We start from the raw sequence: 26,454 nt of genomic DNA on the forward strand, positions 1-26,454 counted from the left end.
GCCACCGAGAGGAGGATGAGCCATTTCCCTTGGTACAGCAGTTTAAGAACTGCCGCCAAGTCTAACGAGTCCCGGTCATCCTGTAGCGGCCGCATCGGTTTCTCCTTCCCGTCACCCAACCTCTATCATTCGGCATGTTCAGGCGAAATCCCCCCGGCTTGTGCACAATGCACGGGCAGGAAAATCCCCGGATGAGGGGAAAACCTGACGCTGGAGGCGGCGCTGGACGGAGGTGCGAAAGCTGGACCAGGCCCCGGTGAGCGTTGTCATACCATGCTATCGCAGCGCCCGTACGATCGAGCGGGCCATCGAGTCGGTGGCGGCCCAGACGTGGCCTCCGGCTGAAGTCATTGCGGTGGATGATGCCAGTGATGACCGCACTCCCGATCTCCTGGAGCTGCTGGTGGCCAGATACCCCTGGTTGAAGACCATCAGGTTGGAGCACAACCAGGGACCGGCAAGCGCTCGCAACGCCGGGTGGGACGCGGCAACCCAGAGGTTCCTGGCCTTCCTGGATGCGGACGACGCCTGGCACCCTCAGAAGCTGGAGGTTCAGGCCACCTGGATGAAGGACCACCCGGAGTTCGTGATCACCGGGCATGGATCCCGTAAGGTGACTGATTGGCCCCAGGCGGGCCCGGCAGTCTCCAGTCCCAGCCCTGTCATCACCCTGACGCCGGCCGCCATGCTGCGGTCTAACCAGTTGTCGACTCGAACGGTCATGGTGCGAAGGGACATCTCCCTAAGGTTCTGCCCTGGCAAGCGGTATGCGGAAGACTATCTGCTGTGGCTTCAGATCTTGCTGGAAGGCCACCCGGGCGCTCGGCTGGACTGCGACCTGGCCTACTCCTTCAAGAGCCCCTTCGGAGATGCGGGCTTGAGCGCCCACTTGCTGAGGTTCGAGATGGGAGAGATTGACGCGTACGTCCGCCTGGCCCGCCAGCGGCACATCTCCTGGCGGCTCCTGGCGATCCTGGTGCCGTACTCCGCGGCCAAGTACGTGCGGAGACTGGCGCTGTCGCTCGTGCGGCGATGATGGGGAGGGACTGGTGGGAGCGCCACAGGCTCTGGTTGGTTGGACTCGTGGTTGTGCTCCTACCGTTCCAGTTCCGGACCGCTCTGCCCTTCCGTCTGGCTCCGGCCGATCTGGTCCTCGCCTGCTGTTTGGCGCTGGGCTTCCGGCACCTCCGATTTCCCCCCTCGGCGTGGTCACCCTGGCATCGGGGACTGCCGCTGGTCTTCGGCATGGGATTGGTTGTCGCTCTGATGCGTACCGGTGAGGTGATACCCTACGCCCTCTGGCAGAAAGGTGCGGGGCTACTCGTCCTACTGGCACTGTATGCCGTGGTGGTCGACGTGGCGGTCGACTGGGCAACGGTCCGCCGTCTCCTGCTGTTGTTCGTACTCGGCACTGTGTTTGCGAATCTCGTGGCCATGACGGGGTTTCTGGCGAGCCTTGCCGGCGGCTTGGGGAATCGCCGTCTGGCCGGGTTCCTCGTTGATCCCAACGCGCATGGAAGCCTTCTGGTCGTAGCGCTCAGCATTCAGCTTCTGACCTGGCTCTCCTCTCGGCGGTTGGTCCGGGGAGTGCCCGGGGTCCTCTGCATGGTCACTCTCGGTGCGGGTCTTCTCCTGACCATCTCCCGATCCGCATGGGCCGGGGCGTTGGTGGCCGTGGCGGTCGGGGCCATCATCGACCCAAGGCTTCTCCTCATCGCCGGGTTGATCGCGTCTCCGGCCGCCCTGGCGTTAGCCTGTACGCCCGGATACCTGCAACTGGTCATGGCCCGCCTGCCGTTGATCCTCGATAGAGTGGAGATCGTGGAAGAGGCTGCGGCTCAGATCGCCCTGAACCCGATGTTTGGGGCGGGCCTGGGGGTCTTCCACGCCACCTCCCGGGTTGGCAAGATCGTCCACAACACCTTACTCTGGAGTTTAACCGAGTTCGGGCTGATCGGGTTGGCTGTCTTCTGTGGCTTCCTGGGATGGTTTGTTGTCGCCGCCCTCCGGGCCGCCAAGAGGGCGCCCGGGGCTGAACGCGAGCTTGTTCTAGCCATGGCCGCCGCCCATCTGGCGATGCTCGCCGTGTCCATGGGCATCGAAGCCCTATACCAGCGGCATTGGTGGCTCGTGATGGCTCTCATTGGCGCCAGTCACACGCTCGCCAGCTCACCCCGGGCGGCGCCCGGTGGCTCGAGCCCTCCAAGCTGACCTGCCTGGCCCAGCCCCCCGCTTGGCCGGCCGCGCCCGACGCCGCGGGCAGGAGTTGTCGCGAGGGTGCAGAACAAGAAGTGCTTGCCTGGTACAGTCCTCGCTCCTGGCGAGACCAACCATGTGGGGGCAGTCGTGCTGAACTTGGAGGGGCAACTCTTCCCGCCCGGCTCCGGTCATGAGGCCCACCGGTGCGGTACATGACGGCAAGGCAAGGATCGGCCCAACGAATGGTGGAGGCCACCTTGGCCGTGTTTGTGCTATCGGCCCTGGTCAAGGTGATCGCCCTCGGCCGGGATCTTGCTCTGGCAGCATACTTCGGCGCCGGTCCCGCCACCGACGCCTACATGGTTGCCACCGTGATCCCCTTCCACCTGTGGTTGCCCGCAGCAGGCATCGTGGTGCTGGCATTCGTACCGGTGTTCTCGTCCCAACTTGCCACCGACGGGCGTCGACGGGCCTGGAAGACGTTCTCCGGGGTGCTCAGCTTGCTAACGGTGACGGCGGCGCTGGCCGCCCTGGCCGGGTTCGTCTGGGCGCCGCGGTTGGTCGCAGCCATGGCACCCGGCTTGGATCCACCTACTCTGGCCCTAGCCGCCTCGCTGGCCCGGGTCATGCTGCCGGCCATGGTCGGGTTTTCGCTCTACGCCGTGGTCGCCGCGGCTCTCAACGCGCACGGCCGGTTCGCCGTTGCCGCCGGAGCCCCGGTTCTCCTGAATCTGGCCATGGTTGCCGCCATTCTCTTGTTCGCTTCCCGCTACGGGATCGTGGCCGTCGGCGTGGGCTGTGTTGTCGGCGCTGGTCTTCAGTCTGTCTTCTGCCTTCCTTCCCTGCTCGCTGTCAAGGCCGCTTACAGCTGGCGGGTGGGGTTCGCCGACCCTGGCTTGAGGAAGGTGGGCCGATTGCTCTGGCCTCTGGCGGCCGCACTGCTCCTTGGCCAGGCGTCGGTTCTAGTGGAGCGGTACCTGGCTTCTTGGCTGGCCGTGGGGAGCATAAGCGCGCTGGCCTATGCCACAAAGGTGGCCGGCCTGCCGCAGATGCTGGTGGCCACGGCGGTGGCCACGGTTGTGTTTCCCTCGCTGGCGCGCTACGCCTCCCGCAACGAGGACGACCGTTTTCGGCGCACCCTGGCGCAGGCCTTGCGGGTGTCCCTCCTTGTCCTCGTACCTGCCGCCGTCGGCCTGGTTATCCTGGGGCAACCGGTGGTCCGCATGCTGTTGCAGCGGGGAGCATTCGACGTCCGGGCGACTCAGCTGACGGCATCGGCCCTAGTCTTCTACGCTCCAGGGATGGTGGCCGCCGGAGCTGCCGGGATCCTGGTCCGTGGTTCGTATGCCGTGCAGGATATGATCAGCCCTCTCGGCGTGGCGGCGCTGGCCCTGGTAGCACATGTCGCTGCCGCGTTTTCACTGGTGGGCCCCATGGGGCATGCCGGTCTGGCCATCGCCACCTCGCTCGGCAGTTGGGTGCACTTCTTGGCTCTCTATGTCCTTCTCAGGACCAGGGGATTGCTGACACCCTTATCGCTTCGGGAATGGGTGCGGCCCGCCATGGCCGTCGCGGGCATGGCCGTGGTGACCCTGGCGGTGGTGGGCCTGACCGGAGGCGGGCTTGCCGGTACGGCGGCTGCCATCGGCGCAGGCAGCACTGTCTACCTGGCCGGCCTGGTACGACTGGGTGTGCCTGAGGCCCGGGACGCGCTGGCGATGGCCCGGGCTGGCCTCCGGGAGCGGCTGGGGGTCAGGCGGTGACTGACCGCCTTCCGGATGCTGCGGACCCAGGCAGGTGTGGAGGAAACCCGCGTTTCCCCGCCGACCGCGAGCTCACGGTGGTGAGGGTGACATGCCGCTGCAGGCCTGAAGTTGGGCTGCGGCCAAACGGGCCGGGTCGAGGAGTGTACTACTCTCCGCGATCTGCGCGGAATGCTGCTACCGTCTGGGCCAACCCTTCCTCCAGGCTAAAGCGGCTGGACCACCCAAGTTCACGTTCGGACCGCGATGGGTCGAGCACGCTGTACCTCAAGTCCCCGGGTCGGGGTGGCCCGTAGGTCGCCGGCCGGTCGAAGTTGCAGAGCCGGGCCAGGGCCGAGTAGAGTTCGTTGACGGTTGTGCCCCGGCCGGTGCCTATGTTGTAGCTGCCATGACCGGCGTGGCCAACCGAGACCATCACAGCCTCCACCACGTCCGCCACATACACGTAGTCACGGACGCACCGGCCGTCGCCAAAGATAACCGGCTGTTGGCCGGTGAGCATGCGGTGGGAGAAGATGGCCACCACCCCGGCTTCGCCGGCCGGGTCTTGCCGGGGGCCGTAGATGTTGGCCAGTCTCAGAGACACGTAGCTGAGACCATGTTCGGCCTGGAAGTGCCTGAGGTACAACTCCCCCGCCAGCTTGGTAATGCCGTAGGGGGAGATGGGGAGCAGCGGGAGATCCTCGGTGGCGGGTTCCTTGGTCTCGCCGTAGGCGGTGCCACCGGAGGCTGTGAACACAACCTTGCGCACCCGTGCCTGGACGCAGGCCCTCAGCAGGTTGATGGTTCCCAGGGCGTTTGTGGTCGCGTCGGCAATGGGATCCGCGACCGATCGGGAAACCGAGGCCTGAGCCGCCAGGTGAACTACCAGTTCCGGGTGGCGGTCGCGGACGAGGGAAAGGAAGTCGGCGGAGGCGATGTCGAGGCGGTGGAGATCAACTCCGGGTGGGAGGTTCTCGGCCCGACCGGTGGACAAGTCGTCAACCACGGTGACCAGGCAGCCCCTGGCGAGGAGGGCATCCACTACGTGGCTGCCGATGAAACCGGCGCCACCGGTGACGAGGACCCGTCGCTGGGCCAGAGAGGAGGCCATGTCAGGACCCTGCCCGGCGGGCGCGGGACCGCCGGGTTCCGGCTCGAACGGCTCTGACAAGGTCATCGCGATACTCTTCCCGCTGGAGACCAAGCTCCACGTTGGCCCGGAGGTAGTCCCGCTTGTTCCCCACGTCGTAGCGCGTACCCGTGAACACCTGGGCGAACAGGGGACGCGTCGCCATCAGAACGCGGAGGGCGTCGGTGAGTTGGATCTCTCCCTTTGCGCCTGGGGGGGTCTGGTCGAGCACTGTGAGAATGTCCGGGTGCACCACGTAGCGGCCAACAATGGCCAGGTCGGAGGGCGCGGCTCCGGGTTCCGGCTTTTCCACCAGTTCGGACAGCCTCAGCAGGCCTGGAGTCACCTCTTGACCGCCCACTATCCCATAGCGGTTGACCGCGGTCCAGGGCACCGGCTGCACGCTGAGTACTCCACCATGGGAGCGGTCGAAAACGTCCAGCAACTGCTGAAGGCAGGGCCGGTCATCGACGAAGATCTCGTCTGGCAGTAGAACGGCAAAGGGCTCGTCCGCCAAGTGACCCGCTGCGCACCCCACGGCGTGGCCGAGGCCGCGAGGTCTTTCCTGAATCGGGAACGCGAATCGCACACCTTCGTACCGGCGGGAGAGGTGTTCCTGGATCTGCAGCTTACCTGAACCGATAACGACGATGATCTCGGTGATGCCGGAAGCGACAGCCTCGTCCACGGCGTACTCAATCATCGGCTTGTCGACGAGGGGTAGCATCTCCTTTGGTATGGCCGTGGTCGCTGGCAGCATGCGGGTACCCTGGCCGGCGGCCGGGATGACCGCCTGTTGGACCTTGATCCCCGGCATATTGACCCCCGATCCCCGTCCCCCATGTCCAGCGGAAACGCCAATAACAGTTCTCCGACCAGGCCCCGCATTCCTGTCAGAAGACACCCCCGGGGGTCAGATCCCGAGAGAGCTCGATGCCCGCTCCTCTCGGCGGCGGAGAACACCTCTGGTCTTCCTCAGCAGCAGCAAGGCCTTGGCGGTCTGAAGCACGATCTTGAGGTCCTGAAGGTGACTGTGGTTGAGGATGTAGTAGATGTCGAAGAGCAGCTTGTCCTCAGGCGCGGTATCATAGTTGCCCATCACCTGCGCAAGGCCGGTCAGACCAGGTTTCACAAGGAACCGGAACCCGTACCCGGGGATCTCGCGCTGCAGTTGCTCCACGAAGTACGGCCTCTCAGGTCTGGGTCCCACCACGCTCATGTCGCCCTTCAGAACATTCACCAGCTGCGGGATCTCATCGATGCGGAGTCTCCTGAGCACGGAACCGAAAGGCGTCACCCGCGCGTCGTTCTCCTCTGCGAGCGTCGGGCCGGTTTCCTCTTCAGCGTCCATGACCATCGTCCTGAACTTGTACAGGCGGAAGCGAACCATGCCTCGACCGAGTCTGACTTGTGAGTACACTACTGGACCAGGTCCGGAGAGCTTTATCCCCAGGGCGATGAATGGGAGCAGGGGAGCAGTCAAGACCAGGCCAAGCCCTGCCAGTACCAGGTCGGAGCATCGCTTGAGCGACCGGTCAAACGCCGCAAGGCCACTGGCTGGCAGGTGGAGAACCGGCGAATCGTGAATGCAGCTCAGCTGCATAGAACTGATCATCAGGTCGAGGGCCGTGGGGTACAGGTACAGGTCAGAGTCAGCCGACTGGTCCAGTGCAGCGGCAATGTCGTCACGGGATTGAAGCCCAAACGCCTCTGCCTGGGTCTCAGCCGATCTACCCGTTCCCGGTACCCGTGATCGTGACAGCCAAACGGCACTGGGAGCGCCGGTGAGCCTGCTCTTGGTAACGGCTCTCATGCCCCCCATGAGCATGACCTGGAGGGGGAAGCCGATGGCCAACACTCCTCGGGGAAAGGCTACTGCTCCAACATAGTAGGTCAGGCCGGCCGACAGGATGTTCGAGAGGGCCAATGCCAGTAGGACCCCGATCAACACCTCGGTCCGGTCTCCGTTGGCGGGAGTATACAGGTCCATCAAGCCGAGAGCCAGCAACGTTACAACGGTCACAAGAGGTGCCATGAGCAGGAACGACTCGAAATTGCGGGCAGGTATGGCGCCACCGAACCGGATCAGGAAGGCCGTCACGTAGGCCAGGTTAACGAAGAAGACATCGCCCAGAATCCACGAGAATCTTAGCGCCCTCGAGTTCATCCTGCCCTCAAGCCCCTTGCCAACTTGGACTGCTGATGAATCTTTAGGACCAGCCAACTATTTCAACTTGGCCTGGTATGCCACCCACCTTCTCTGTCAGCGAGTAACAACCCTGCCTCCAATGTCAACTGGATTCGGGGTCGGCGGCTCCAAAGTGACAGGCAACACACCTAATTCTCCGTCGGCAAAGTCAATCCCTTCATAGAACTGACAGATTATGGGTCACCGTGCCCTGGGGGCAGGACATCCGGCACAGCCGACGAAGCTGGTGACCTAGACGTCCTCGTAGCCACAGGAGGGATCTCCAGGGTGTTCGCCGTGATCATGGCCGGTGGGCGGGGGGAACGATTCTGGCCCTATAGCAGGAGCGATCGTCCGAAGCAGTTGCTGGACCTTACGGGGCGCGGGAGTATGCTGTCCGAAACATGTCGCCGTACCTGTCGCCTCGCAAGCCCGTTGGACACCTACATCGCCACTACCGAGCCGCTCGCCACGCAGATCAGTGGGCATATCGGGGAGATCCCGAGTGCCAACGTTATCCTGGAACCGGCTGGCCGCAACACGGCTGCGGCGCTCGGTCTGGTTGCCCTGTACCTTGAGCGAAGGGACCCGGAAGGCATCATGGTCGCGCTTCCCGCCGACCACCACGTTGTCGACGAGGAGGGGTTTGCGAGTACCCTCGCCGAGGCCGTGGCCATCGCCAGACGGTCAGACCACATCGGTACCGTGGGCATACCCCCCACCCGACCGGAGACCGGTTACGGCTACATCGAACGCGATGACAGACCTCTATCTGGTTCTTCCGCTTACCCCGTCGTGCGCTTCACCGAGAAGCCCGACTTGGAGAAAGCGCAGGAGTACTTGGCCACGGGTCGGTTCCTGTGGAACAGTGGGATGTTCATCTGGAGGGTGTCCACGTTCCTGCGGCTTGTCGATTCCTTCTTGCCGGAGCTCTCGGCAAGTCTGAGGAGAATCCGAGGGGCACTTGGAACCCAGAAGGCCGGCGCGGTGATCCGGGAGGAGTACCAGGTGCTACCGAGTATCTCCGTGGACTACGGGATCATGGAACACGCACCGTCGGTCTTTGTCATCCCCGCCCGCTTTGGCTGGGATGACGTGGGGAGCTGGGGATCGCTTGAGAGAGTGTTGGCGGAGGATGGTGCGGGGAACGTCATATCCGGTAGTTTTGTGGGGCTTGACTCGAGCGGTCTCGTGGTCAAGGCTGAGAGTGCGCTTGTTGCCACCGTAGGTATCAGCGACCTGGTTATCGTGGAGAGCGGTGGTGCGATACTGGTCTGCGCCAAGGACAGGGTGCAGGACGTGCGCCAGCTGGTTGCGGAGCTCAGGCAACGGAAGCTTGATCGGTATCTCTGAGGGGTGTCAGGTCATGAAGGTTGTTGACAAGCCCTGGGGGCGGGAGATCTGGTGGGCGGTCACTGCCCGCTATGTCGGCAAGATCATCGAGGTTAAGGCTGGCCACAGGCTCAGCCTGCAGTATCACCAGATCAAACTGGAGAGTATGTACTGTGTGTCGGGTCAGGGGGCGGTACAGATAGGCAGCCAGTTTGTGGATGTGGGCCCTGGGTGGGCAGCGACCATTCTGCCTGGAACTCTACATCGGGTCACTGCGGTCACCGACTTAGTTCTTCACGAGGTCTCAACCCCGGAGGTCACAGACGTGGTCCGGCTCAACGACGATTACGACCGGATGCAGGATGCTTCGACGTGATTGGCCGCCGGGGTAACGAAGTAAGGAGTCTTGTTGCAGGTACAGGCTCAGCTCAGTGTTTCTCAACCGCACGACCGCAGACAACCTTGCACCTCACCGGTTTCAGTGAGGTGAAGACGCATGAACCCCCTGAGCACGTTCCTATAGCATCCGTCGGAGGCATTGAGCCGCCACCCGAGGATGGCCAACTCACAGACGCCAAAGAACGCGGGCGTACTTGTCCAGGACTCGCTTCTTCTCATAGTTCTCTTCGAAGCACCGTCGAGCTCTTTCCTTCATCTCCTGCATCTCGGCAGGACGCTCCATCCACCGTATCAGTGCACTGACCGTGCCTGTAACGTCGCCCTGGTCAACTCGGTAGCCACACCCGTGACGCTGGATGATCTGGGCAACCTCAGACCGTTCACCCACCAAACCCAGGATAGCCAGTCCCGCTGCGAGGTACCCATACAGCTTGCTGGGCTCCGACAGACCTTCCAGTCCCTTCTGCAGGGTTACCACTCCGATGTCTCCGACCGCAAGGGAGTAGGATAACACCACGTATGGCACGTGCGGCAGAAAGAGAACGTTTGTCAGCCCGCGTTGTTGAGCCAACGCCATCAGTTCTGCCTTCTTCCCGCCCTCACCTATGAAGACAAGGACCAACTTAGGAAACACTCGCAGCCGATCCGCCGCTTCGATCAGTGTCTCAAGATCGTGGGCCAGTCCAAGATTGCCTGAATACAGGACGACGATCCTTCCTTCAAGCCCGTGATCCCGCGCAAACCAGTTGTCGCGCTTCGCACGCGGGAATATGTGCGTGCCATCCGCCCAGTTGTGGATGATGTGGACTGGCAGACATCGCTTCCCGGCCTGCTTGAACACCTCTTCTCTGACACTGCTTCCCAGCACGATGACTGCTCCAGCTCGTCGGAAAGCCATCCCGTTGAGGAGTCTCCACACGCGAGTGAGAGGATTCCCCTCGCGGATGTAGGCAAGCTTGACTGCCACATCCGGGTACAGATCATGCACTATAATAGCGTATCGCCGACGCCTAGTCACATTACCAAGCCAGGCAACCCACGGCAGAAACGGTGGATTAGTGGTCGCTACGACGCTGCCATGATCTCGTCCAAATATCAGGCGCATTGCCACAGACGCCGAGAAGGTGATCCAGTTCAACGTGCGTCCCAACAGAAAGCTCTTGCGGAACTGCGTGGAGAAGAGTCGCCGGATCTGGACGCCACGGTGTTCCTCGCTCCCGACCAGTCGCTGGCTACCGTGGTACGTTGGTTGCCCCGCATACACGAGAACGCTGAATCCCCGTTCTCGGAGATCCATCGCTAGGTCCGTCAAGAGCTGTGAGGTGGCAGCACTCTCCGGGTAGAAGAACTGAGATAGCAGAATTATGTTACTCGCCGTCCTACTCACCTGCCATCTCTCGGAATTCGGCAGTCAGGTTTGACTTTCCCTGGGTACATCCCTGCTCTTCGAGCGGCTAGGAAAGCGGCTTCGCTGCTGCCTCCTCCCGGCCCAGGCCCGCCCGGCTTCAGTTCCGCAGCTCATCTCTGTTAGAGGATCACCGGCAGCTAACTCGCGATCGCGTCCGCAGAGAAGCGAGGAAGTCTTCTACCGAAGACCTTAGGAGGATCCCGCTGACAGCTCGTCCAGGATGCCACAGAGATGGGTGAGTGCGCTGTCGATGGGGTAATGGTGATTCCCCACGAATAGACCATCTCGGTCGATCTCCTGAGACACAACAAGGGGATGCGGGATTTCATGGTCGAGGTGTCGGATAACTGGGTTACAGGTAAAATCACCGGCTACAATAGGGCGAGACTCAATGCCTGCCGAATCAAGTCGCTCCACGACCTCGTTACGACGACCTGCCAATGAGCCTCGCAGGATTATGGCCAGACCGAACCAAGAACTGCTCCCTTCTTCTCTCTGAATACGTACGTCCCTTCGTTCACCCAGAAGTGTGGTGAAAACAGCGGCATTGCGGCGCCGCGCTTCAACCAGGCGTGGCAGCTTCTTGAGCTGTTCCCGACCGATTGCGCCCGAAATCTCAAGCGGGCGCACGTTATACCCGGGTAGCACAAACCGGAACTTCGCCATGAAGGTGTCGATATCCACTGCCAGGTGGCTATCGGGCGGCTGTTCGCGGGTCCAGCCGTGAGCGCGTAACGACAGCAGCGTATGGTAAAGACGCTTGTCATCTGTGAGTAGGACACCTCCCTCCATCGTTGATATGTGGTGGGAGAAGAATGTGCTCAATGTCCCACACAGCCCAAACGTGCCAGTGTAGCGACCATTCAGACGGGCTCCTAGGGACTCGCAGTTGTCCTCCAGAAGGACCAAGCCGTACCGATCGCATATTTCCAACAGGCGGCCGTAGGCGCACGGATTGCCCAAGAGGTTCACGGCGAAGATTCCTCGGACGTCGGGTGTTATCGCCTCCTCAAGAAGATCCGGATCGATATTCAGGGTCTCAGGATGGACGTCAACGAATCGCAGCCTCATACCGTACTGGCTCAACGGGAAGTAAGTAGTGCTCCAGGAAACGCCAGGAACGATGACCGTGTCGCCACGGCGGAGCAGCGCATCAGGATGGTACACCAGACCAGCCACAGCGAGCAGGTTCGCTGACGACCCGGAGTTCACCATGACGGCGTACTGCACTCCGAGCAGCGCCGAGAGTTCTTCCTCGAATGCTCTGACCTCGCGGCCCATCGTGTATTGCCTTGACACAATCACGCGCTGCATAGCACTGAACTCAGCTTCATCCCACGTCTCTGTTGCAAGCGGAAGCATCATAAAGCTACACGCTCCCTTCACTCCTAAAGTGATGAACAGTCTGGCGGATTCCTTCCTCGACTGAGGTACGGGGGGACCAGTTGAACAACTGGGCGGCCCGTGTTGATGCAAGTAGCTTGCGGTGCATGCCGATCGGCTTGCTGCGGTCATAGGTGAAACTGCCCTCAAAGCCCATTTGCCTTGCGACCATCCGGTAATACTCGTTCACCGTATAGTCCTTACCGTATCCAAGATTGAGGTACGGTGGAAGCTCGTCCATGCGAGACGCAATGCTTATGAGGAAACCAGCAAGATCATCGACAAACAAGAACTCGCGCCGAGCTTCACCGTCTCCCCAGATCTCCACGCTGTCACAACCGGTCTCCAAGGCTCGTTGTATCTTGCATATGGCGGCGGCAATCAGGTGACTTCGATCAGGTGAGAACTCGTCACCCGGACCAAATAGATTACATGGGATGATCGTACGATAGCAGTAGTCGCCCTCCCGGGAAATATACTCACAAAGCTTCGCTCCAACAAGCTTGCTCAATGCGTACCCCTCGTTGGTTGGCTCTAAAGGTGCAGCCAACAGGTCTTCTTCTCGCAGAAGATCGGGGTAGTCCTTAGGGTACATACAAGAACTGCCCACGTTAATAACTCTTGGGACGCCAACGTCACGTGCCATCTCAAGTACGTTCAGACTCAGCCGAAGGTTGTCTAGCAAGAAACCAGCAGGGTCCTCAATGTTTGCGGCAATACCACCTACCCGTGCCGCGCAATGGATCACCAAATCGAATCTGCTCTCCTGAAAGAGATGCCAAACCGCATCGCGATCACGCAGATCGACTTGTCTTCTCTGAGGCGCGATGATGTTCCACCCCAGGCCGGACCGAGATGCCGCGCGTCGCACCGCCTGACCTACCATTCCATGTCCCCCGGTCAACAACACGCGCAGCCTATCCGTGTCCAACCGCATATGCTCACGCCCCTTAAGCTGCCGCACCTTGGGATTTGTCTGCGGAGTCGACCGAACCGGTTCCATGGGTCCCTCGACGCAGAAGCCCGCCTGGCATTCCGGTTGTGATGCGCGACCCCATACCTGCTCCAAGGCTGCCGCTTGCCTGCGATGACAACAGAGCCAGAACCCATATATCAACTCACGAAGAACCCTCACCGACACCAGACGTGGCGCAGCGCAGGACGCTGTGCCACAAGGTGTCGAATGAGCCTGAGTCAAGCGGACTCCCCCTCATCTTACTACAAGTGGTACCTACTTGTCCCCTCCAGGGCGCTGTTCAGCACTCTACTCACGCCTGCGTCCCATTGGTGCCAGCCAGTGAACTTCTGTTCAAGAATTCTCTTGCCCTCACCTCGTGACTTCAGGCCAATCGCCTCCATATCGGCATCCACCATGATCTGGACCAGCTCTCTGAATGTCACCCTCGGTTGCCACCCGAGTCGTTCTCGGGCCTTGGTGGCATCAGCAAGAAGGTGTTCTACTTCGGTAGGGCGGAAATACCTGGGGTCGATTACCACATGTTGTTGCCAATCCAGATCGGCATAGGCGAAGGCGTGTTCCACGAACTCCTGCACAGAATGGGCCTCACTGGTACCCAACACGTAATCCTCTAAGCGCTCCTGTTGCAGCATGAGCCACATCGCTTCCACGTACTCGGGCGCATAACCCCAGTCACGCTTTGCCTTTAGGTTGCCAAGATACAGCTTCGTTTGTCTGCCGGCCACTATCCTCGCTAGTGCCCGCGTGATCTTGCGGGTCACAAATGTTTCGCCCCTCCTGGGGGATTCGTGGTTAAAGAGAATTCCGTTGCACGCACGAAGACCATAGCCCTCGCGGTAGTTGACTGTCATCCAGAAAGCATAGACCTTGGCGCAAGCGTAGGGGCTACGGGGGTGGAAGGAGGAGCTTTCGTTCTGCGGAGGCTGAGTAGAACCGAACATCTCCGAGGAGCTCGCCTGGTAGAAGCGAGTTTTGACACCGCTGCGGCGGACGGCCTCGAGGAGCCGCGTCGTACCTATAGCGGTAACATCGCCTGTGTACTCCGGCAGGTCGAAGCTGACCCTGACATGGCTCTGAGCACCGAGGTGGTATATCTCGTCCGGCTTTATGCTGTAGACAAGGTGCAAGACCTGCTCTCCGTTGGCCAAATCCCCAAAGTGCAGGAACAACCTTGCGCCAGCTTCGTGAGGATCCTGGTGGATGTGATCTATGCGGCTGGTGTTGAACGTGCTGGTCGGCCGAATTAGCCCGTGTACCTCGTAGCCCTGGGCCAACAGGAACTCGGCGAGGTAAGACCCATCCTGCCCAGTGATACCTGTAACCAAAGCCCTTTGCATCCTTGACCTCCTCTGCCCAGCGGTGCCCTTGGATTCTCAGCACACGGCAGGGCGCGATTTCGACGGACTCCTCTTGCCGCATCAGCGCCAAGTCCGAAGCTTGCTGACAGCGCCGTACAGTCAGGTCGGTTGCAGTTCTGTCCCCATTGAGGCAGACTTCCCCACGTCCGTAGGCTCCTGCGATCCATATAGTGTCATCTCGATGCCATCCGCACACACTGCTATCAGGATCTCTGCTATTCTCTCTCCCGCACCCCGTGTTGGATCGAAATAGTAATACTTGCGTAGCCAGTTCTCGTAGAGCTTATGGTCCGCTTCCCAGTCTGGGGAGACCAGTTCTCGAAGCGCACATGCTAGCTCATCGCGTGACCTGACAGGCCTAGCGACCTCGAGGAGCTGCTGAGTCACTTCCGCCTCGAACTCGCCATGCGTAACGTACGGCCATACCAAGAGAGGTTTGCGTACGGCCACTGCCAAGCCCAACGCCGTTGATGTGTGGCCAAGAACGACGTCGCTATAGAGGATGCTATCCGCCAAACTGTCTGTCCCCGCAAAGAAGCATGAGTGATGAGCCAGAGAGTCGAACGCTCGCCCAGAACTCCGTGGATGAGCCTTGGCCAGCAGGTTAAAACCATGAGAACTAGCCTCCTGTGCCAAGTCTCTCAGGAACGCCTGAAACCGCCTTCTGCTCACGAATCCGTCCTCCACCAGCGGTTGAGCAATGTAGGTCAAGGTGGGTCTTGATGGATCCAGGCCCCTTGCGAGAAGCCATGACTGCCGGCGCAACTTGTGAGACGGGCTACTGAGAGCAACTAGCATCTCGTCGGAATCGACAGCACCGACAACAAGAACCTGAGACGGGCTATAACCGTTTAGAACCTGTAGTTTCTGAGAATGAAACTCCCCGTGGACCAGCGCGAGATCTGCACGAACTTCGTCCATAGGCTGAGGTGGTGCGAAGCCGTAGTTCCTGCAGAAGCTTCCTAGAACGAAGGTCAAGAAGGAAGGTCGCAAGAAGAAGATAGGGTCCTCGACTACTACTGCTCTGAAGTACATTGGGCCGAAATGCAGCACATACCTCCTTAGTCTTTTGGCCTGTGCTCTGAGTCTCATCTGGGCAGACGCTTTCTGACCTGCAAACGAGATCAGTCCATGCTGAAGGAAGACTGTGCGGATTCCCAGTGCCCGGCAGACCCGGATGACAGCCCTTCCGAAGAGGAAAGATTGGTCCAATGTAACCACAACTTGAGGGCGAAACCCCCCGATTACAGCCCGAAGACTGTGTGGGTGGCTGAACTGAGCAATATCGTAGGAGTCGAGTCCTTCAGTTGATCGACAACCTGCGTTTGAGGATCTTCCGGTGGTGAATTGCTCGGCATGCATTGCCTTCATGATGATGTGTGGTGCCCTGCTCCGTATTGCCCTGTATACTGGTAGGGCGCTGTTCACCAATAGCGCTTCTGACCAAGGCGCAATGAAAAGAACGTCACAGGTTCCAGGCGCGTTCCGGCGGTCCAGACCTGACATCCCCTTCCGTTAACCCAAGCCCACGCTCCTTCAAAGGAGTGTTCTCCTGGCCGGCCGGAGAAGAGCTGTCCGCAGGCCATAGAGGCCTGTATGTGCTCGACCGACGGGACAAAGATAGGAACAATCCCTCATAGAGAGAAGCGACACGAGTCCAAGACAATCCTTCGACTGCCTGCCGGGTGACGGCCCTATCAAAGCACGTATTCAGCGCCCTGATCACGGCTTGCCTAATGGCAGGCGCAGAGACATCGGGATATACGATCGCGTTCCTCCCATCCAAGACAAAGCCCTCCCCGATGATGTCGCACCTCTTGGGAAGAACTATCGGCGTCCCGCAGGCGAGACTCTCGGTCATGACCATACCAAAACCCTCTGAAGAACTCGCAGATAAATGGTAGTCAGCTGCATTATAATAGCGGACTAGTCGTTCCACAGGCACATGTTCTTGGACGTGCACCTCAAGAGGCTGTGGTTTCTGGCTTACCAAGAGACGAGTAGTTCCCTTGCCTACAAATACGCAGCAGATTGTGCTCTGAACATCCGCGGGAAGTCCTGCCAGGCTGCGTAGGATTAGCTCTTGACCCTTATGGGGTGACAACGACCCGGCTGTCAAGAAGATGGTCTTGTCAATGGGTAACCTCAGCTCAGTTCGGCACTCCATCCGATCCATCAAGACGAAGACATCAGTGTCCAGACCGTTGGGTATTACTCGAGCCACGTGTTTTGGGGTCCAATCGTATCCGGAAACCAACTGGTCCCTTGTCCCCGTAGTGACAAACACGAAGTGCTGTCCCACCTGGAGAGCATCTCGCTCAATGGCATGGCACGCCCGAGGCAGATTCTTATCGAATCCAATAACCCCATGCATAGTTGTTACCCAGGACCTCTGCCTGGCCCCCGGAACTCGCGAAAGCAGCACAGTGCGATCAGCACCATGAATGTGCAGAATGCTAGGACCGTGGTGTTGTATCGTGGCCGCGTAGAGGAGGAGATGTGCAAATACCCGGATGGGATTCCTCTCATACCGGTATCGAAGGCAGTACTCTACTGCTCGGAGAGCAAGCCGTAGAGCAAGCGCGGGGTTCCGAGCGCCGAAAAAAAGCAGCCCCTGAATGGACCACCCCACTGCCTGAATCCCCGACTGTAACTCAAGAACCGATGTGGGCGGGCTGCTGACATCGGTGCAGCACAACAAGTACTCGAGCTTCCGAGGCGTTCGATTCAGCTCCTTGGCAACGGCATACGCTGCATAGCCCAACCCACTGGTCTGCTTTCCGCCCGCTTCGAGTGGCAGGTGAGCAAATCCCAGCACAGTTACTGTATCTGTTGCGGCCATCGCGACCTCCACTGTCGGCCTGGTTCACTCTCAGAGCAGACGCCAAGAACTGAGGGCGCCCCGGACGCCGTGAATTTGCTTCATTCTCCTTCGACCCCCCCTGATCCCTCCCTGTTGTCGCATCCCTGTCTCTTCGTGAACAGGGTTAGTCCATCGAGATCTGGGCAACTCGCCCACGCAGTGGTATCCTGTTCTTAGGACAGGCTCTCTAGGGCAGCTCGGTGCTTGACCGTGAAGGCACCAAAGTGCTTCCTAGTTAGCTCATAGCGCGGACCCGAGCGAGCTTGTCGTTGCACGGAGTGCCTTGATCAGTAGGGGCATTTGAGTGCTACAGTGTGGCGCAGGTCTAGACCGGAGTGACCGGCTTGCCGGCACAGAAGAAGGAGGCGTCCTTTTCGAACCCCACCGGTAGTGCTATGGCAACTAGCTTCATGGCTGGACTGGTCGCCTAGGTCGCGTATGCATTGGGGGGTAAGACGGAATGAAGAGGATTGATATCTGTGGTCGCTCCATAGGAGACGGCTTTCCTCCGCTAGTCATCGCTGAGATAGGCATCAACCATGAGGGTGACGTCAAGAGAGCAATTAGGATGATCGATGATGCCGCGGCTGTGGGTTGCGAATGTGTCAAGTTTCAGACGCACATTGTTGAGGACGAGATGATCCCCAATACGGTCACCCCAGCCAACGCGAATGAGACTATCTGGGAGATCATGAAGAGATGTGCGCTTAGCGAAGCAGATGAACGGATGCTCAAGAACTACACAGAGTCCAAAGGCATGATCTTCCTCAGTACTCCTTTTTCTCGTGCGGCGGCCCTCCGCCTCCACTCTCTGAATGTTGGCGCCTTCAAGATCGGATCTGGGGAGTGTAATAACTATCCTCTTGTAGATGTCATCGCTGGCCTTGGAAGACCAATAATCCTGAGCACGGGCATGAATGACATCCCCAGCATTGAGAAAGCCGTTGCCATACTCCGACAGCACAAAGTGCCATATTCCCTTATGCACTGTACCAGCGTTTATCCAACACCCTACGAAGAGGTGCGCTTGGGCGCTCTGGCGGAATTGGGTAGCGGATTCCCTGACGCAGTGATTGGCTTCTCTGACCATTCGATGGGTATTTATCCTTCACTGGCAGCCATTGCGTTGGGCGCGCATGTAGTTGAGAAGCATTTCACCTCAACTAAAGACTGGCCAGGCCCAGATATACCTATGTCGATTCTTCCTGATGAGCTGGCCCAGCTCATTGATGGAAGCAGGGTCATCTTCCGATGCAATGGCGGTAGGAAAGGCGTTCTTGATGCTGAAGCCGCGACCATTGAGTTCGCTTATGCCTGCGTTGTAGCGATAGCGGACATTGCTCCTGGGGACTTCCTGACTAGAGCCAATATCTGGGTGAAGAGGCCCGGCACAGGCGAAATCAAAGCAGAACATTATAGTGATGTCCTGGGGCGACGGGCGGTGAGAAGAATAGACAAAAACGAACAGATTAGGTGGGGGGACACTCTTGAATAGGCGTAGAGTGCTCTTTGTGTCAGGAACGCGCGCCGATTTCGGAAAGCTCAAGCCCTTGATTAGATCAGTGGACGAGTCAACCATTGTGGAGTACGCGCTGTTCGTGACGGGCATGCACACTCTGTCGCGATACGGGAACACCATACAAGAGGTGTACAAGGAGGGTTTCAGAAACGTTCATGCCTTCATCAACCAGACTGATGGTGAGGCCATGGACTTGGTTCTAGCGAATACGGTGCAGGGGTTGGGACGGTACGTTCATGAGCATGCACCAGACATGATAGTGGTCCACGGAGACAGGATCGAAACTCTCGCAGCAGCTATTGTAGGAACCTTGAACAACACTCTAGTGGGCCACATTGAGGGAGGAGAGCTCTCGGGCACGGTGGACGGGATAATCCGCCATGCCGTGTCCAAACTTGCCCACATCCATTTCGTATCCAATAGCGAAGCAGCTGCGCGGCTGGTTCAACTGGGCGAAGGCCCCTCGTGTGTGTACGTGATTGGATCACCCGATATTGATATCATGTTGTCGGACAAGCTCCCCGGGCTCAATGAGGCGAAGTCCCGCTACGGGATCACCTTTATGGACTATGGGATTGTGGTGTTTCATCCAGTAACAACTGAACGTGATCAGATAGCAACACAAGCGGATGTGATGGTCGAGGCCTTACTGGAAAGCCACAAGAACTACATCGTAGTGTATCCGAACAATGACCCTGGCGCAGATCGGATTATTGCTGCTTACGACAGACTTATCGGGAATCCCCGATTTAGACTCTTCCCGTCTATACGGTTTGAGTACTACCTGACACTACTCAAGCATGCCAGTTTCATCATAGGAAACTCGAGTTCTGGTATCCACGAAGCGCCTGTCTATGGTCGCTACACGATTAACTTGGGTAGTCGACAAGACGATAGATTTCCACACGCTTCCATCTTGAATGTTGGGTTCTCGAAAGAGGAGATAGCAAGAACTATCCGGGGAATAGACCACAAGCCGAGACTCTCTCCCTGCTATCATTTCGGCTCAGGTGACAGCGCGATCCGTTTCAGGAGTGTTATTGAGCAGGAGGCCATTTGGCGAACTCCTCGACAGAAAAAATTCTATGACTTGGACATGAAACAGGACGTAGGAGGTGGCGTATTATCTACGCCATAATACCCGCTCGAGGGGGTTCAAAAGGCGTTCATAGAAAGAACGCTCGACTTCTAGGAAGGGAACCGCTGATTGCCCACACGATCAGGGCTGCTCGAGAGTGCCCTCATGTTCAGCGGTGTATCGTGAGCACAGAGGATCCTGAAATCAGCTCGATAAGTGAAGCTTGGGGTGCAGACGTGATTGAGCGACCTCCCCACCTGTCTGGGGATCTCGTTCGGACAGAAGAGGTCTTGGTCCATTGCCTAGGTGTAATTGATAGGGTGGAGGGGGGGGTGCCTCAGTACGCCGTCTTGCTTCAGCCCACCTCACCACTCCGCACCTCGGGTCATCTGACTGAGTGTATCGAGAGATTCCTGGCAACTGCAGCCCGCTCTGCGATCGGCGTAACCGATGTTGAGCATCACCCCTATAGGACCTTCACCTACGATCAGGGTGAAATCACCCCTCTCTTTGGCAAAGATGTACTGACTCAACCACGCCAAGTACTGCCCAGAGTGGTAAGGCACAATGGTTCCATCTACCTCTTTGATTCCCTCGAGTTCCTTCGACAGAAGACCTTGTTTCTGAAGCCCTGTGTACCCTTTATGATGTCGCAAGAAGACAGCATTGACATTGACACCGAATATGACTTTCTCCTGGCAGAACTGATTCTTGCCCAGAGAAGTCGGTTCCCTCAGCCAAGACAAAGCACTTGATTGAACAGCCAAGATTAACTTCTCGGCTGGCAGCTTAGTGGCACTCTCCGGGCACTTGGGGCCGTGCTGTAGCCGCATCGACGATTGACCGCAGCTGCTGGAGCCTTTGCTGGGCAGTATGCTCCCTTGTTACGTACTCATAATTGCGTGCAGCAATTCCGTTTCTGTACTCCCTGTCCAGGATCAGCTTATCACAGATCCCTGCAAATTCCTCATAGGTTCTGGGAACCAGCGTGAAGTCGTCTGGGAAACGATCCGAGTACTCGGGACCTGTTGGCGTGAATCCCACGGGCACCGCTCCACAAGATGCCGCCTCGAGATATCTGTGGGTCAACGGGCTTACTGACCCTGTGCGTAGAGGGTTGGTTCTGTCTGGAGGTGAGACCAGCGCGATCCGAGTCTGGCGCAACACAGCGAGTAGGGTATCGTAGGAAAGCTGCCACCGCTTGGACTCCCACGGAAGCCTGTCGAAGTAGTATATGCCTTGGTGGTTTCTTCTCTCGTACAGATAACTCCTCAGACTATCTTTGGCGTACTTGAGGCACCAGGTGTGCAAAGTTGCATCCCTTCGACCCACCTGGATGATGTCATACTGCCTTTCAGGGGTAGGGCGAATGGGGTCTGAGATGAAGACAGGGAACAGATAGATCTTCGCCAATGATGATCTTGGCACGGCTCTTTCCAGGTGGTAGAGCGAATGACCAAAAGCGACAAGGAGCACGTCGATGCTTGGGATCATCTGCGCCACCCGATCTATCCGTGATTCCCAAGCGTCGATCACATAGACCATAATCAGCCCACCGTGACTCCTGTGCGAGCCCACCAAGTCGAGATCCGAGGTGTTGAGGCAGAAGTAGAGAACATCGCTCTCAGTTGACCGAGATAGCAGTGACTGCAAAGTTCTGTACACGGTGTCTGCCACCCGACCAGCGATCACGGTCTTCTTGAGCCTCGGGTGCCTCAACACCCGAGCCAGAAGCGACTCCACTTTTCGGATAGTCACGATCCTTGAATTACCAGCGGCTGAATTGAGAGCATCCTCACATTGCTCAATAACGCTGTGGCTTGGGGAAGATGCTACTTCACGAAAGGACACTATCGTCAGCGCCCGGCTACTGGGCGCTGTCTGTAGCTTCTCAGTCATTGCACACACTCCCCCTGGTTGCAGCTTCAGTAGCAGCCGGCCCGGGACGACTCGGGGAGGATGCGTGGCCAACAAGCTAGTCTTGGCAGAGCGGTACCCATGTTAGCCGCATCCGGGCTTACCTGAAGCCCTAGCTCTCAGCAACCAAGCGCGCACCTTTCTAAGAAACGGACGTAGGCTGAACAGGTCAATTAGAATCCAAGGCCATATCCTTAGCTCGATTGGCGTGATCAACCGACCACTGTGCGCTCTGGCCGAACCAATTGTCTCCAGGCTCTTGGCGAGGTGATCAACATTGGGCCCATAGGACAACGTACCCTGGTAGACCCTCCAATTGCCCAGGTGAGCGTCGATGTGATGGATCTTGTAGTGCTTAGCGAATCTCCTCCAGAGGTCCCAGTCGCCGTTCCATCGGAGGGCCGTGTCTAACAATCCCACACGCGCAAGGCACACCCGCCTAAAGAAGCAGCTCTGAGTCGGTATGAAGTCGCGGTGGTAGAAGAGTCTTGCTCTATCATAGGGTTCGGCGTGAAACCCGATGAGTCGGCCGTTCTCATCGATCTTCCCTCCTTCACCATACAGCACGTCAACCTCAGGACGCTCGCGAAGATACCGGCCAACAGTGTGCAAGGCACCTAGTTCATAGGTGTCGTCCGCATTGAGCCAGCCTATGAAATCGCCTGTCGCCTCCAGCAAGCCCTTGTTCACCGCATGATTCAGACCGAAGTCAGGCTCAGAAGTGTAGTGAACACGGTCTGCGTACTTTCGTATGATATCGAGCGTTCCATCTACTGAGCCCCCGTCTATTATCAAAAACTCTAGCTTCGGGTACATCTGGTTGATAACGCTACGGATTGCCTCTTCAATGAACCTGGATTGGTTCAACGCAGGCATTATGATGGAGATACTTGGCAGTTCCGACATGCAAGCTACCCTCCGATCTCACCTTTTCGCCTAAGGTTCAGGGCAACCCATAGCAGACCCCACGACGCGACGAGAATCCATGTGTCGGGGCTTCCCATAATAGGGTCACTGAACCATAGGAGAATCACAGCTGTCGCGTTGAAGGCGAGAATGCCTGTTACAACTGCATCCCACCGCACGCTGAGGCCACGCCTCAGCAGCCGCACTCCGGAAAGAAAGACAGCAGAGAACACAACGGCGTAGATGACAAGTCCCGGAACCCCGAAGACGAGAAGTATGTTGGCTACAGCACTATCGCTTGTAGGCCCAAGGGTCACGCCTGTCAATCGGAACACCTCGAAGTCCTGGAAGGGGATCCAGTGAAACCCTCTACCTAGAAGCACATTCCTATCAACGACATGGTCCCAGGCGTTCTGCACCAACAGAAACCTAAAGGCTAGGCTGCCCGTCCAATAAGCCACTTCATCCGCAATGGATGCGATCTCCAGAGACAGAGCCGTCTGCAGGGGCTTCACCCCGAAGACCAGACCTGCGGCGACTGAACTCAGCACCAGTGCGGTTACCAGCATTCTCATGATAGCATCGCGACGGCGAGACATCTTGCTGAGGAATACGAGCAGTGTCCCCACTGCCAAGGCGACCAGAGCACTACGATGTAGTTGTAGCATGAACATAGCCAATAACACACTAGCGCTGAGCCCGAGAAATAGAGTACCCCTTCTTGAGCCGAGGGACATTGCTAGCATGGTATACCCAGACCACGCAGTAAGATGTATTCCAGGCTGAATCATCCGAATCCTACCTGTTTCATATACAACCCACTTTGACGCCACAAATGCAGCACCCATCATGTATTGGTACATGACCAAGGCTCCCACCACAAAGCCCAATAGGAGGATGCCTCTTACAAAGTAAGCAGCACTCTGTCGGCGCCTCATCAAGAAGACCATCGGCAGCAAGTACAGGTAGGGGAAGAGGCCTAGAGCATTACCAAGCAGTTCACTAAGGGGGTAAGTCTGAAAAAGCAGCACGACTACGTAATCCACGAATACACGAACTCCGATCAGCAAGTAGAGAGCCAGCATGGGCATGAACAGGGGGTTCTGTCTCTCAGATGAGACGCGCCGCGCGTCAAGAAAGGAGACGATCAGCACTATGAGAAGTACCACGTGGACTACGCGGTAGTCACCTATCGGTGTCGTGAGCTGAAGCCGCATCATGGCGGTGCCAAATCCAAGAGCTTCAATACCGAGAAACAGCATGGTCAGTAGAAGGAAAGCTCCCAGTGCGCTGTTGTCTGAAGGTCGCATGGGTCCTCGCCTCAAGCGACGGACCGTCGACCGTGCGCTGTAGTTGTGTGGCCCAATGTCGCCCTCTTGCCGCAGTTCCATGATCTTGTCCCCTCAGTTCACGCTATTGCACCGTTCTTTACAGGTGGTGCATTCCAACTTCTAACTCGGGACGGTATTAAGCAGCTTCACCGACTAGGCTACTAGCCCTCATCGCACATCGCTGACCAGAGACTGGGATCCGCCCACGCGTCTCAGGGCCGATCGTCACTTCGGCCTCTCCAGAACCGACCCACCGCCTCCGAGACACTGACGACAGTCGAAAACGCACGGCAACTCATCCTACCCATAAGGGCTTCCACCAGGTATCCTTCCGGCACTCTGAGCAAAACTGCCATGCGCCAGTACAGGGCCATGCCCAGGAGCGTTATACAGGCAAGTCCTGAGACCTGAAAGACCATCCTCCCCCCCGCAAAGGCGACTGTAAACATCCTGGCGGTCAGCAGTGTGAGAAGGGCCATTGGTGCAGCTGCTGCCGCGACCCTCCCCAGGCTCTTCAACACACGGCGTGCGAATGGCCTTCCCAGTCTGGTCGCTAACAATAAGAACATCGCGCAAGCGCCCAACCAGGCTGTGAGAACCAGTGCAACCGCAAGACCTAAGTGCCCGAGCGGTCTGACTAGGGCGATCCTAAGGGCGACGCCTATTGCCGTGGTGGACAGCACAACTACCATCACTGTCCTCATATCCTGGCGCGCATAGAAGGCTCTCGTGAGCACGTCCGCCATTGAGAAGCCCACAATACCCAGAGCCAAGAACAGCAGGGCGCACGATGTAGCCTCCACGGCTACCTGATCAAAAGCTCCCCGCCCGAAGGCTAGTCTTACAATGGGCTCACGAAGGACCATTGTAAGCACGGTAACGGGGACCAGTACGAAGAACATCGCCTGTAAGCCTCCGGCGAGAGCAGCCCTGAACTCCTGGCTCTCTTCGGCTGCTGCGTACCGAGATAGCGCGGGAAGGAGCACAATGGCTATAGCGGTCCCAATTACGCCTTGGGGTAGGGCCACCAACCTCTGTGCGTAGTTAAGAGCCGAGATGCTCCCCTCGGTCAAGCGTGAAGCCAGCATCCGCTCGATGAGCACACTCACCTGCCCTGCAGCTGAGCTCGCAATAACCGGGATCGCGATAGCCACCCACCGCCGCAGTCGCGGGTCTCCCCACGCCACCCTCAGCGGCCACTGGAAACCACGTATCCTCAAAACCGTTAACTGCACCAAGGCCTGCAGGACAACTGCAATCGTTGTCCCCAAAGCTACCGCCTCGATCCCAAATGCGGGGCCCAACGCCACTATGCTAGAGATGACCACCAGATTGAACAAGACAGTGACTGCTGCTGGAATCGCGAAGTTGCCTTGGGTCTGAAGCATCCCCGCAAGCAGCACACTCAGGGCCTGAAAGACTGTCACCGGCAGCATGTAGCGAGTGAGTCTCACCGTGAGAAGGTAGACCTCGCCACCAAACCCCGGCGCCGACAGCCGCACGAGTGGGCCAATAGAGAGATAGCCGACCGCCACCACTAGACACCCAAGCAGTACGGTCACATTCAGCACCGTGCCGGCGGTCTGATTGGCCGGCCCCGGTCCCTCCCTCTCGTACACCTCCGCATATACCGGTATGAACGCCAGCCCCAGAGCCGCCCCCGCCGCAAACAGCACCGTCGGAATGGTAAAGGCTACCAGATAGGCGTCCGTTGCCGCGGTAGCCCCAAACCCCTTCGCCATCGCCGCTTCCCGCACGAACCCGAAGATCTTGCTTACCACGGTCAGGCTTGCCACCACGCCCGTGGCCTGAGCCAAGGCTAGCCGACCGCCAAGCCGGCGCACCTCCGGCCGCTCATACACCTGCAAGTCTCCCTCAGTCATCCGACATAGGTCCCAACACGGGCACCTGCTTTGACAAGCGCTCCATGGTTTCCTCTTCCCCCCATCAAGCCTCCCAGCAGGGAAACTCCCCCATCCCCTCAGGCACAGGAACCTCCACCCTCCAGGTAGAACACCGCAATGGGCATCCGGCCAGGAGTGGCCAGCAAAGAGCACTATTCCTTCTGCGACTACGTTGACGCCGAGCGTTGGCGGTCCTACTGGGATCAGATCCGTGAGGTCATGCTTGTCAAGCCGAGAGACGTGTTGCTTGTCGGCATCGGTGACGGCTTGGTCGGTGCCGCACTGTCCCAGCTCGGCTGCACGGTGAGGACTCTTGACATCGATCCCGCTCTGCAACCCGACTACTTGGGGAGCGTCAGCGAGCTTGATCGCACTGCCGACCGTAGCTTCGGCGTGGTCCTGTGCTGCCAGGTGCTCGAGCATATCCCGTACGATTGCTTCCCCGCAACGGTCGAGCAACTCAGACACTTCACCCGGGAGCACCTCATCCTGAGCCTTCCGTACCGAGGCCACGTGGTTGCCGCCACCATCAGGATCCCTAAGCTGGGCAAACGGAGCATGCAGTTGCACGTCCCGCGGTTCTGGGAATCCTACCGGTTCAACGGTCAGCACTACTGGGCAGTCGGCACCAGAGGCTGCTCCAGAAGACAGGTGACGCGGACGCTCACCCGCCACTTCGTCATCGAAAAGCAGTTCATAGCAGCAGAGAACCCTTTCCACCTCTTCTTCCGGATGAGACCTCTGCCCTGAGGCCCACGCTGCCAGGCCACCGGGCCCAGCAGGGAAATCCCCCCATCCCCGCGAACCCCAGCCCGG

The 26,454-nt window shown here is 58.6% G+C and carries 20 protein-coding genes; 8 read left to right on the forward strand and 12 right to left on the reverse strand.

Annotated elements, in window-relative coordinates; all coding sequences use genetic code 11:
• Window positions 1-232 precede the first annotated feature (232 nt).
• The 3 genes from RDU83_13155 (at window position 233) to murJ (RDU83_13165) (ending at window position 3,962) form a co-directional block, all read left to right on the forward strand.
• Entirely contained in the window at window positions 233-1,036 is an 804-nt protein-coding gene (locus RDU83_13155; GenBank protein MDQ7841950.1) for a glycosyltransferase family 2 protein, read from the forward strand.
• Window positions 1,036-2,211 (forward strand): O-antigen ligase family protein, encoded by a 1,176-nt coding sequence (locus tag RDU83_13160; GenBank protein ID MDQ7841951.1) that lies wholly within the window; start codon window positions 1,036-1,038, stop codon window positions 2,209-2,211. Before RDU83_13155 ends, RDU83_13160 begins: the two co-directional genes overlap by 1 nt.
• Before the next feature lie 200 nt (window positions 2,212-2,411).
• On the forward strand, window positions 2,412-3,962 hold the full coding sequence (murJ, locus tag RDU83_13165; protein MDQ7841952.1) for a murein biosynthesis integral membrane protein MurJ: 1,551 nt from the start codon (window positions 2,412-2,414) through the stop codon (window positions 3,960-3,962).
• Between the two features lie 148 nt (window positions 3,963-4,110).
• Here the strand turns inward: murJ (RDU83_13165) and RDU83_13170 are convergent, their stop codons facing one another.
• From RDU83_13170 to RDU83_13180, 3 genes are all read right to left on the reverse strand, one after another.
• Window positions 4,111-5,055, reverse strand: a complete 945-nt coding sequence (locus RDU83_13170; GenBank protein ID MDQ7841953.1) for an NAD-dependent epimerase/dehydratase family protein — start codon at window positions 5,053-5,055, stop codon at window positions 4,111-4,113.
• A 1-nt stretch (window position 5,056) separates the two neighbouring features.
• Entirely contained in the window at window positions 5,057-5,890 is an 834-nt protein-coding gene (locus RDU83_13175; protein MDQ7841954.1) for a UTP--glucose-1-phosphate uridylyltransferase, read from the reverse strand.
• Window positions 5,891-5,986: 96 nt separating this feature from the next.
• A complete protein-coding gene (locus RDU83_13180) occupies window positions 5,987-7,240 on the reverse strand; it encodes a sugar transferase (GenBank protein MDQ7841955.1) in 1,254 nt (417 codons plus the stop codon).
• Between the two features lie 324 nt (window positions 7,241-7,564).
• On the opposite strand from RDU83_13180, the gene RDU83_13185 reads away from it, so the two are divergent.
• Together RDU83_13185 and RDU83_13190 are read left to right on the forward strand one after the other, a co-directional pair.
• The gene (locus RDU83_13185) at window positions 7,565-8,614 is read left to right on the forward strand and encodes a mannose-1-phosphate guanylyltransferase (GenBank protein MDQ7841956.1); all 1,050 of its coding nucleotides are present in this window, start codon (window positions 7,565-7,567) and stop codon (window positions 8,612-8,614) included.
• A gap of 13 nt (window positions 8,615-8,627) precedes the next feature.
• Entirely contained in the window at window positions 8,628-8,969 is a 342-nt protein-coding gene (locus RDU83_13190; protein MDQ7841957.1) for a cupin, read from the forward strand.
• A 189-nt stretch (window positions 8,970-9,158) separates the two neighbouring features.
• Here the strand turns inward: RDU83_13190 and RDU83_13195 are convergent, their stop codons facing one another.
• The 5 genes from RDU83_13195 to RDU83_13215 all read right to left on the reverse strand — a co-directional run bounded on the left by RDU83_13195 (window position 9,159) and on the right by RDU83_13215 (window position 15,173).
• On the reverse strand, window positions 9,159-10,379 hold the full coding sequence (locus tag RDU83_13195; protein ID MDQ7841958.1) for a glycosyltransferase family 4 protein: 1,221 nt from the start codon (window positions 10,377-10,379) through the stop codon (window positions 9,159-9,161).
• A gap of 210 nt (window positions 10,380-10,589) precedes the next feature.
• Entirely contained in the window at window positions 10,590-11,765 is a 1,176-nt protein-coding gene (locus tag RDU83_13200; GenBank protein MDQ7841959.1) for a DegT/DnrJ/EryC1/StrS family aminotransferase, read from the reverse strand.
• A 4-nt stretch (window positions 11,766-11,769) separates the two neighbouring features.
• Window positions 11,770-12,786, reverse strand: a complete 1,017-nt coding sequence (locus RDU83_13205) for a GDP-L-fucose synthase (GenBank protein MDQ7841960.1) — start codon at window positions 12,784-12,786, stop codon at window positions 11,770-11,772.
• Window positions 12,787-13,001: 215 nt separating this feature from the next.
• A complete protein-coding gene (gene gmd / locus RDU83_13210) occupies window positions 13,002-14,099 on the reverse strand; it encodes a GDP-mannose 4,6-dehydratase (protein MDQ7841961.1) in 1,098 nt (365 codons plus the stop codon).
• Between the two features lie 120 nt (window positions 14,100-14,219).
• Window positions 14,220-15,173, reverse strand: a complete 954-nt coding sequence (locus RDU83_13215; GenBank protein ID MDQ7841962.1) for a hypothetical protein — start codon at window positions 15,171-15,173, stop codon at window positions 14,220-14,222.
• Between the two features lie 2,270 nt (window positions 15,174-17,443).
• On the opposite strand from RDU83_13215, the gene RDU83_13220 reads away from it, so the two are divergent.
• Both RDU83_13220 and neuC read left to right on the forward strand, forming a co-directional pair.
• Window positions 17,444-18,478 (forward strand): N-acetylneuraminate synthase family protein, encoded by a 1,035-nt coding sequence (locus RDU83_13220; protein MDQ7841963.1) that lies wholly within the window; start codon window positions 17,444-17,446, stop codon window positions 18,476-18,478.
• Window positions 18,471-19,640 (forward strand): UDP-N-acetylglucosamine 2-epimerase, encoded by a 1,170-nt coding sequence (gene neuC / locus RDU83_13225; protein ID MDQ7841964.1) that lies wholly within the window; start codon window positions 18,471-18,473, stop codon window positions 19,638-19,640. The genes RDU83_13220 and neuC overlap by 8 nt, the downstream gene beginning before the upstream one ends.
• A 729-nt stretch (window positions 19,641-20,369) precedes the next feature.
• Here neuC and RDU83_13230 read toward each other — a convergent pair.
• The 4 genes from RDU83_13230 to murJ (RDU83_13245) all read right to left on the reverse strand — a co-directional run bounded on the left by RDU83_13230 (window position 20,370) and on the right by murJ (RDU83_13245) (window position 25,596).
• The gene (locus tag RDU83_13230; protein MDQ7841965.1) at window positions 20,370-21,479 is read right to left on the reverse strand and encodes a glycosyltransferase; all 1,110 of its coding nucleotides are present in this window, start codon (window positions 21,477-21,479) and stop codon (window positions 20,370-20,372) included.
• Between the two features lie 102 nt (window positions 21,480-21,581).
• Complete coding sequence (locus RDU83_13235) at window positions 21,582-22,403, reverse strand: glycosyltransferase family 2 protein (protein MDQ7841966.1); 822 nt, start codon at window positions 22,401-22,403, stop codon at window positions 21,582-21,584.
• A 5-nt stretch (window positions 22,404-22,408) separates the two neighbouring features.
• Window positions 22,409-23,713, reverse strand: coding sequence for an O-antigen ligase family protein (locus RDU83_13240; protein MDQ7841967.1), 1,305 nt, complete (start codon window positions 23,711-23,713; stop codon window positions 22,409-22,411).
• 233 nt (window positions 23,714-23,946) lie between these two features.
• Window positions 23,947-25,596 (reverse strand): murein biosynthesis integral membrane protein MurJ, encoded by a 1,650-nt coding sequence (gene murJ, locus RDU83_13245; GenBank protein MDQ7841968.1) that lies wholly within the window; start codon window positions 25,594-25,596, stop codon window positions 23,947-23,949.
• Between the two features lie 159 nt (window positions 25,597-25,755).
• Here murJ (RDU83_13245) and RDU83_13250 point away from each other — a divergent pair, with 159 nt between their 5' ends.
• Complete coding sequence (locus tag RDU83_13250; GenBank protein ID MDQ7841969.1) at window positions 25,756-26,388, forward strand: methyltransferase type 11; 633 nt, start codon at window positions 25,756-25,758, stop codon at window positions 26,386-26,388.
• Window positions 26,389-26,454 lie beyond the last annotated feature (66 nt).

The sequence above is a fragment of the bacterium genome, assembly GCA_031082185.1.
GTDB lineage: Bacteria > Sysuimicrobiota > Sysuimicrobiia > Sysuimicrobiales > Humicultoraceae > VGFA01.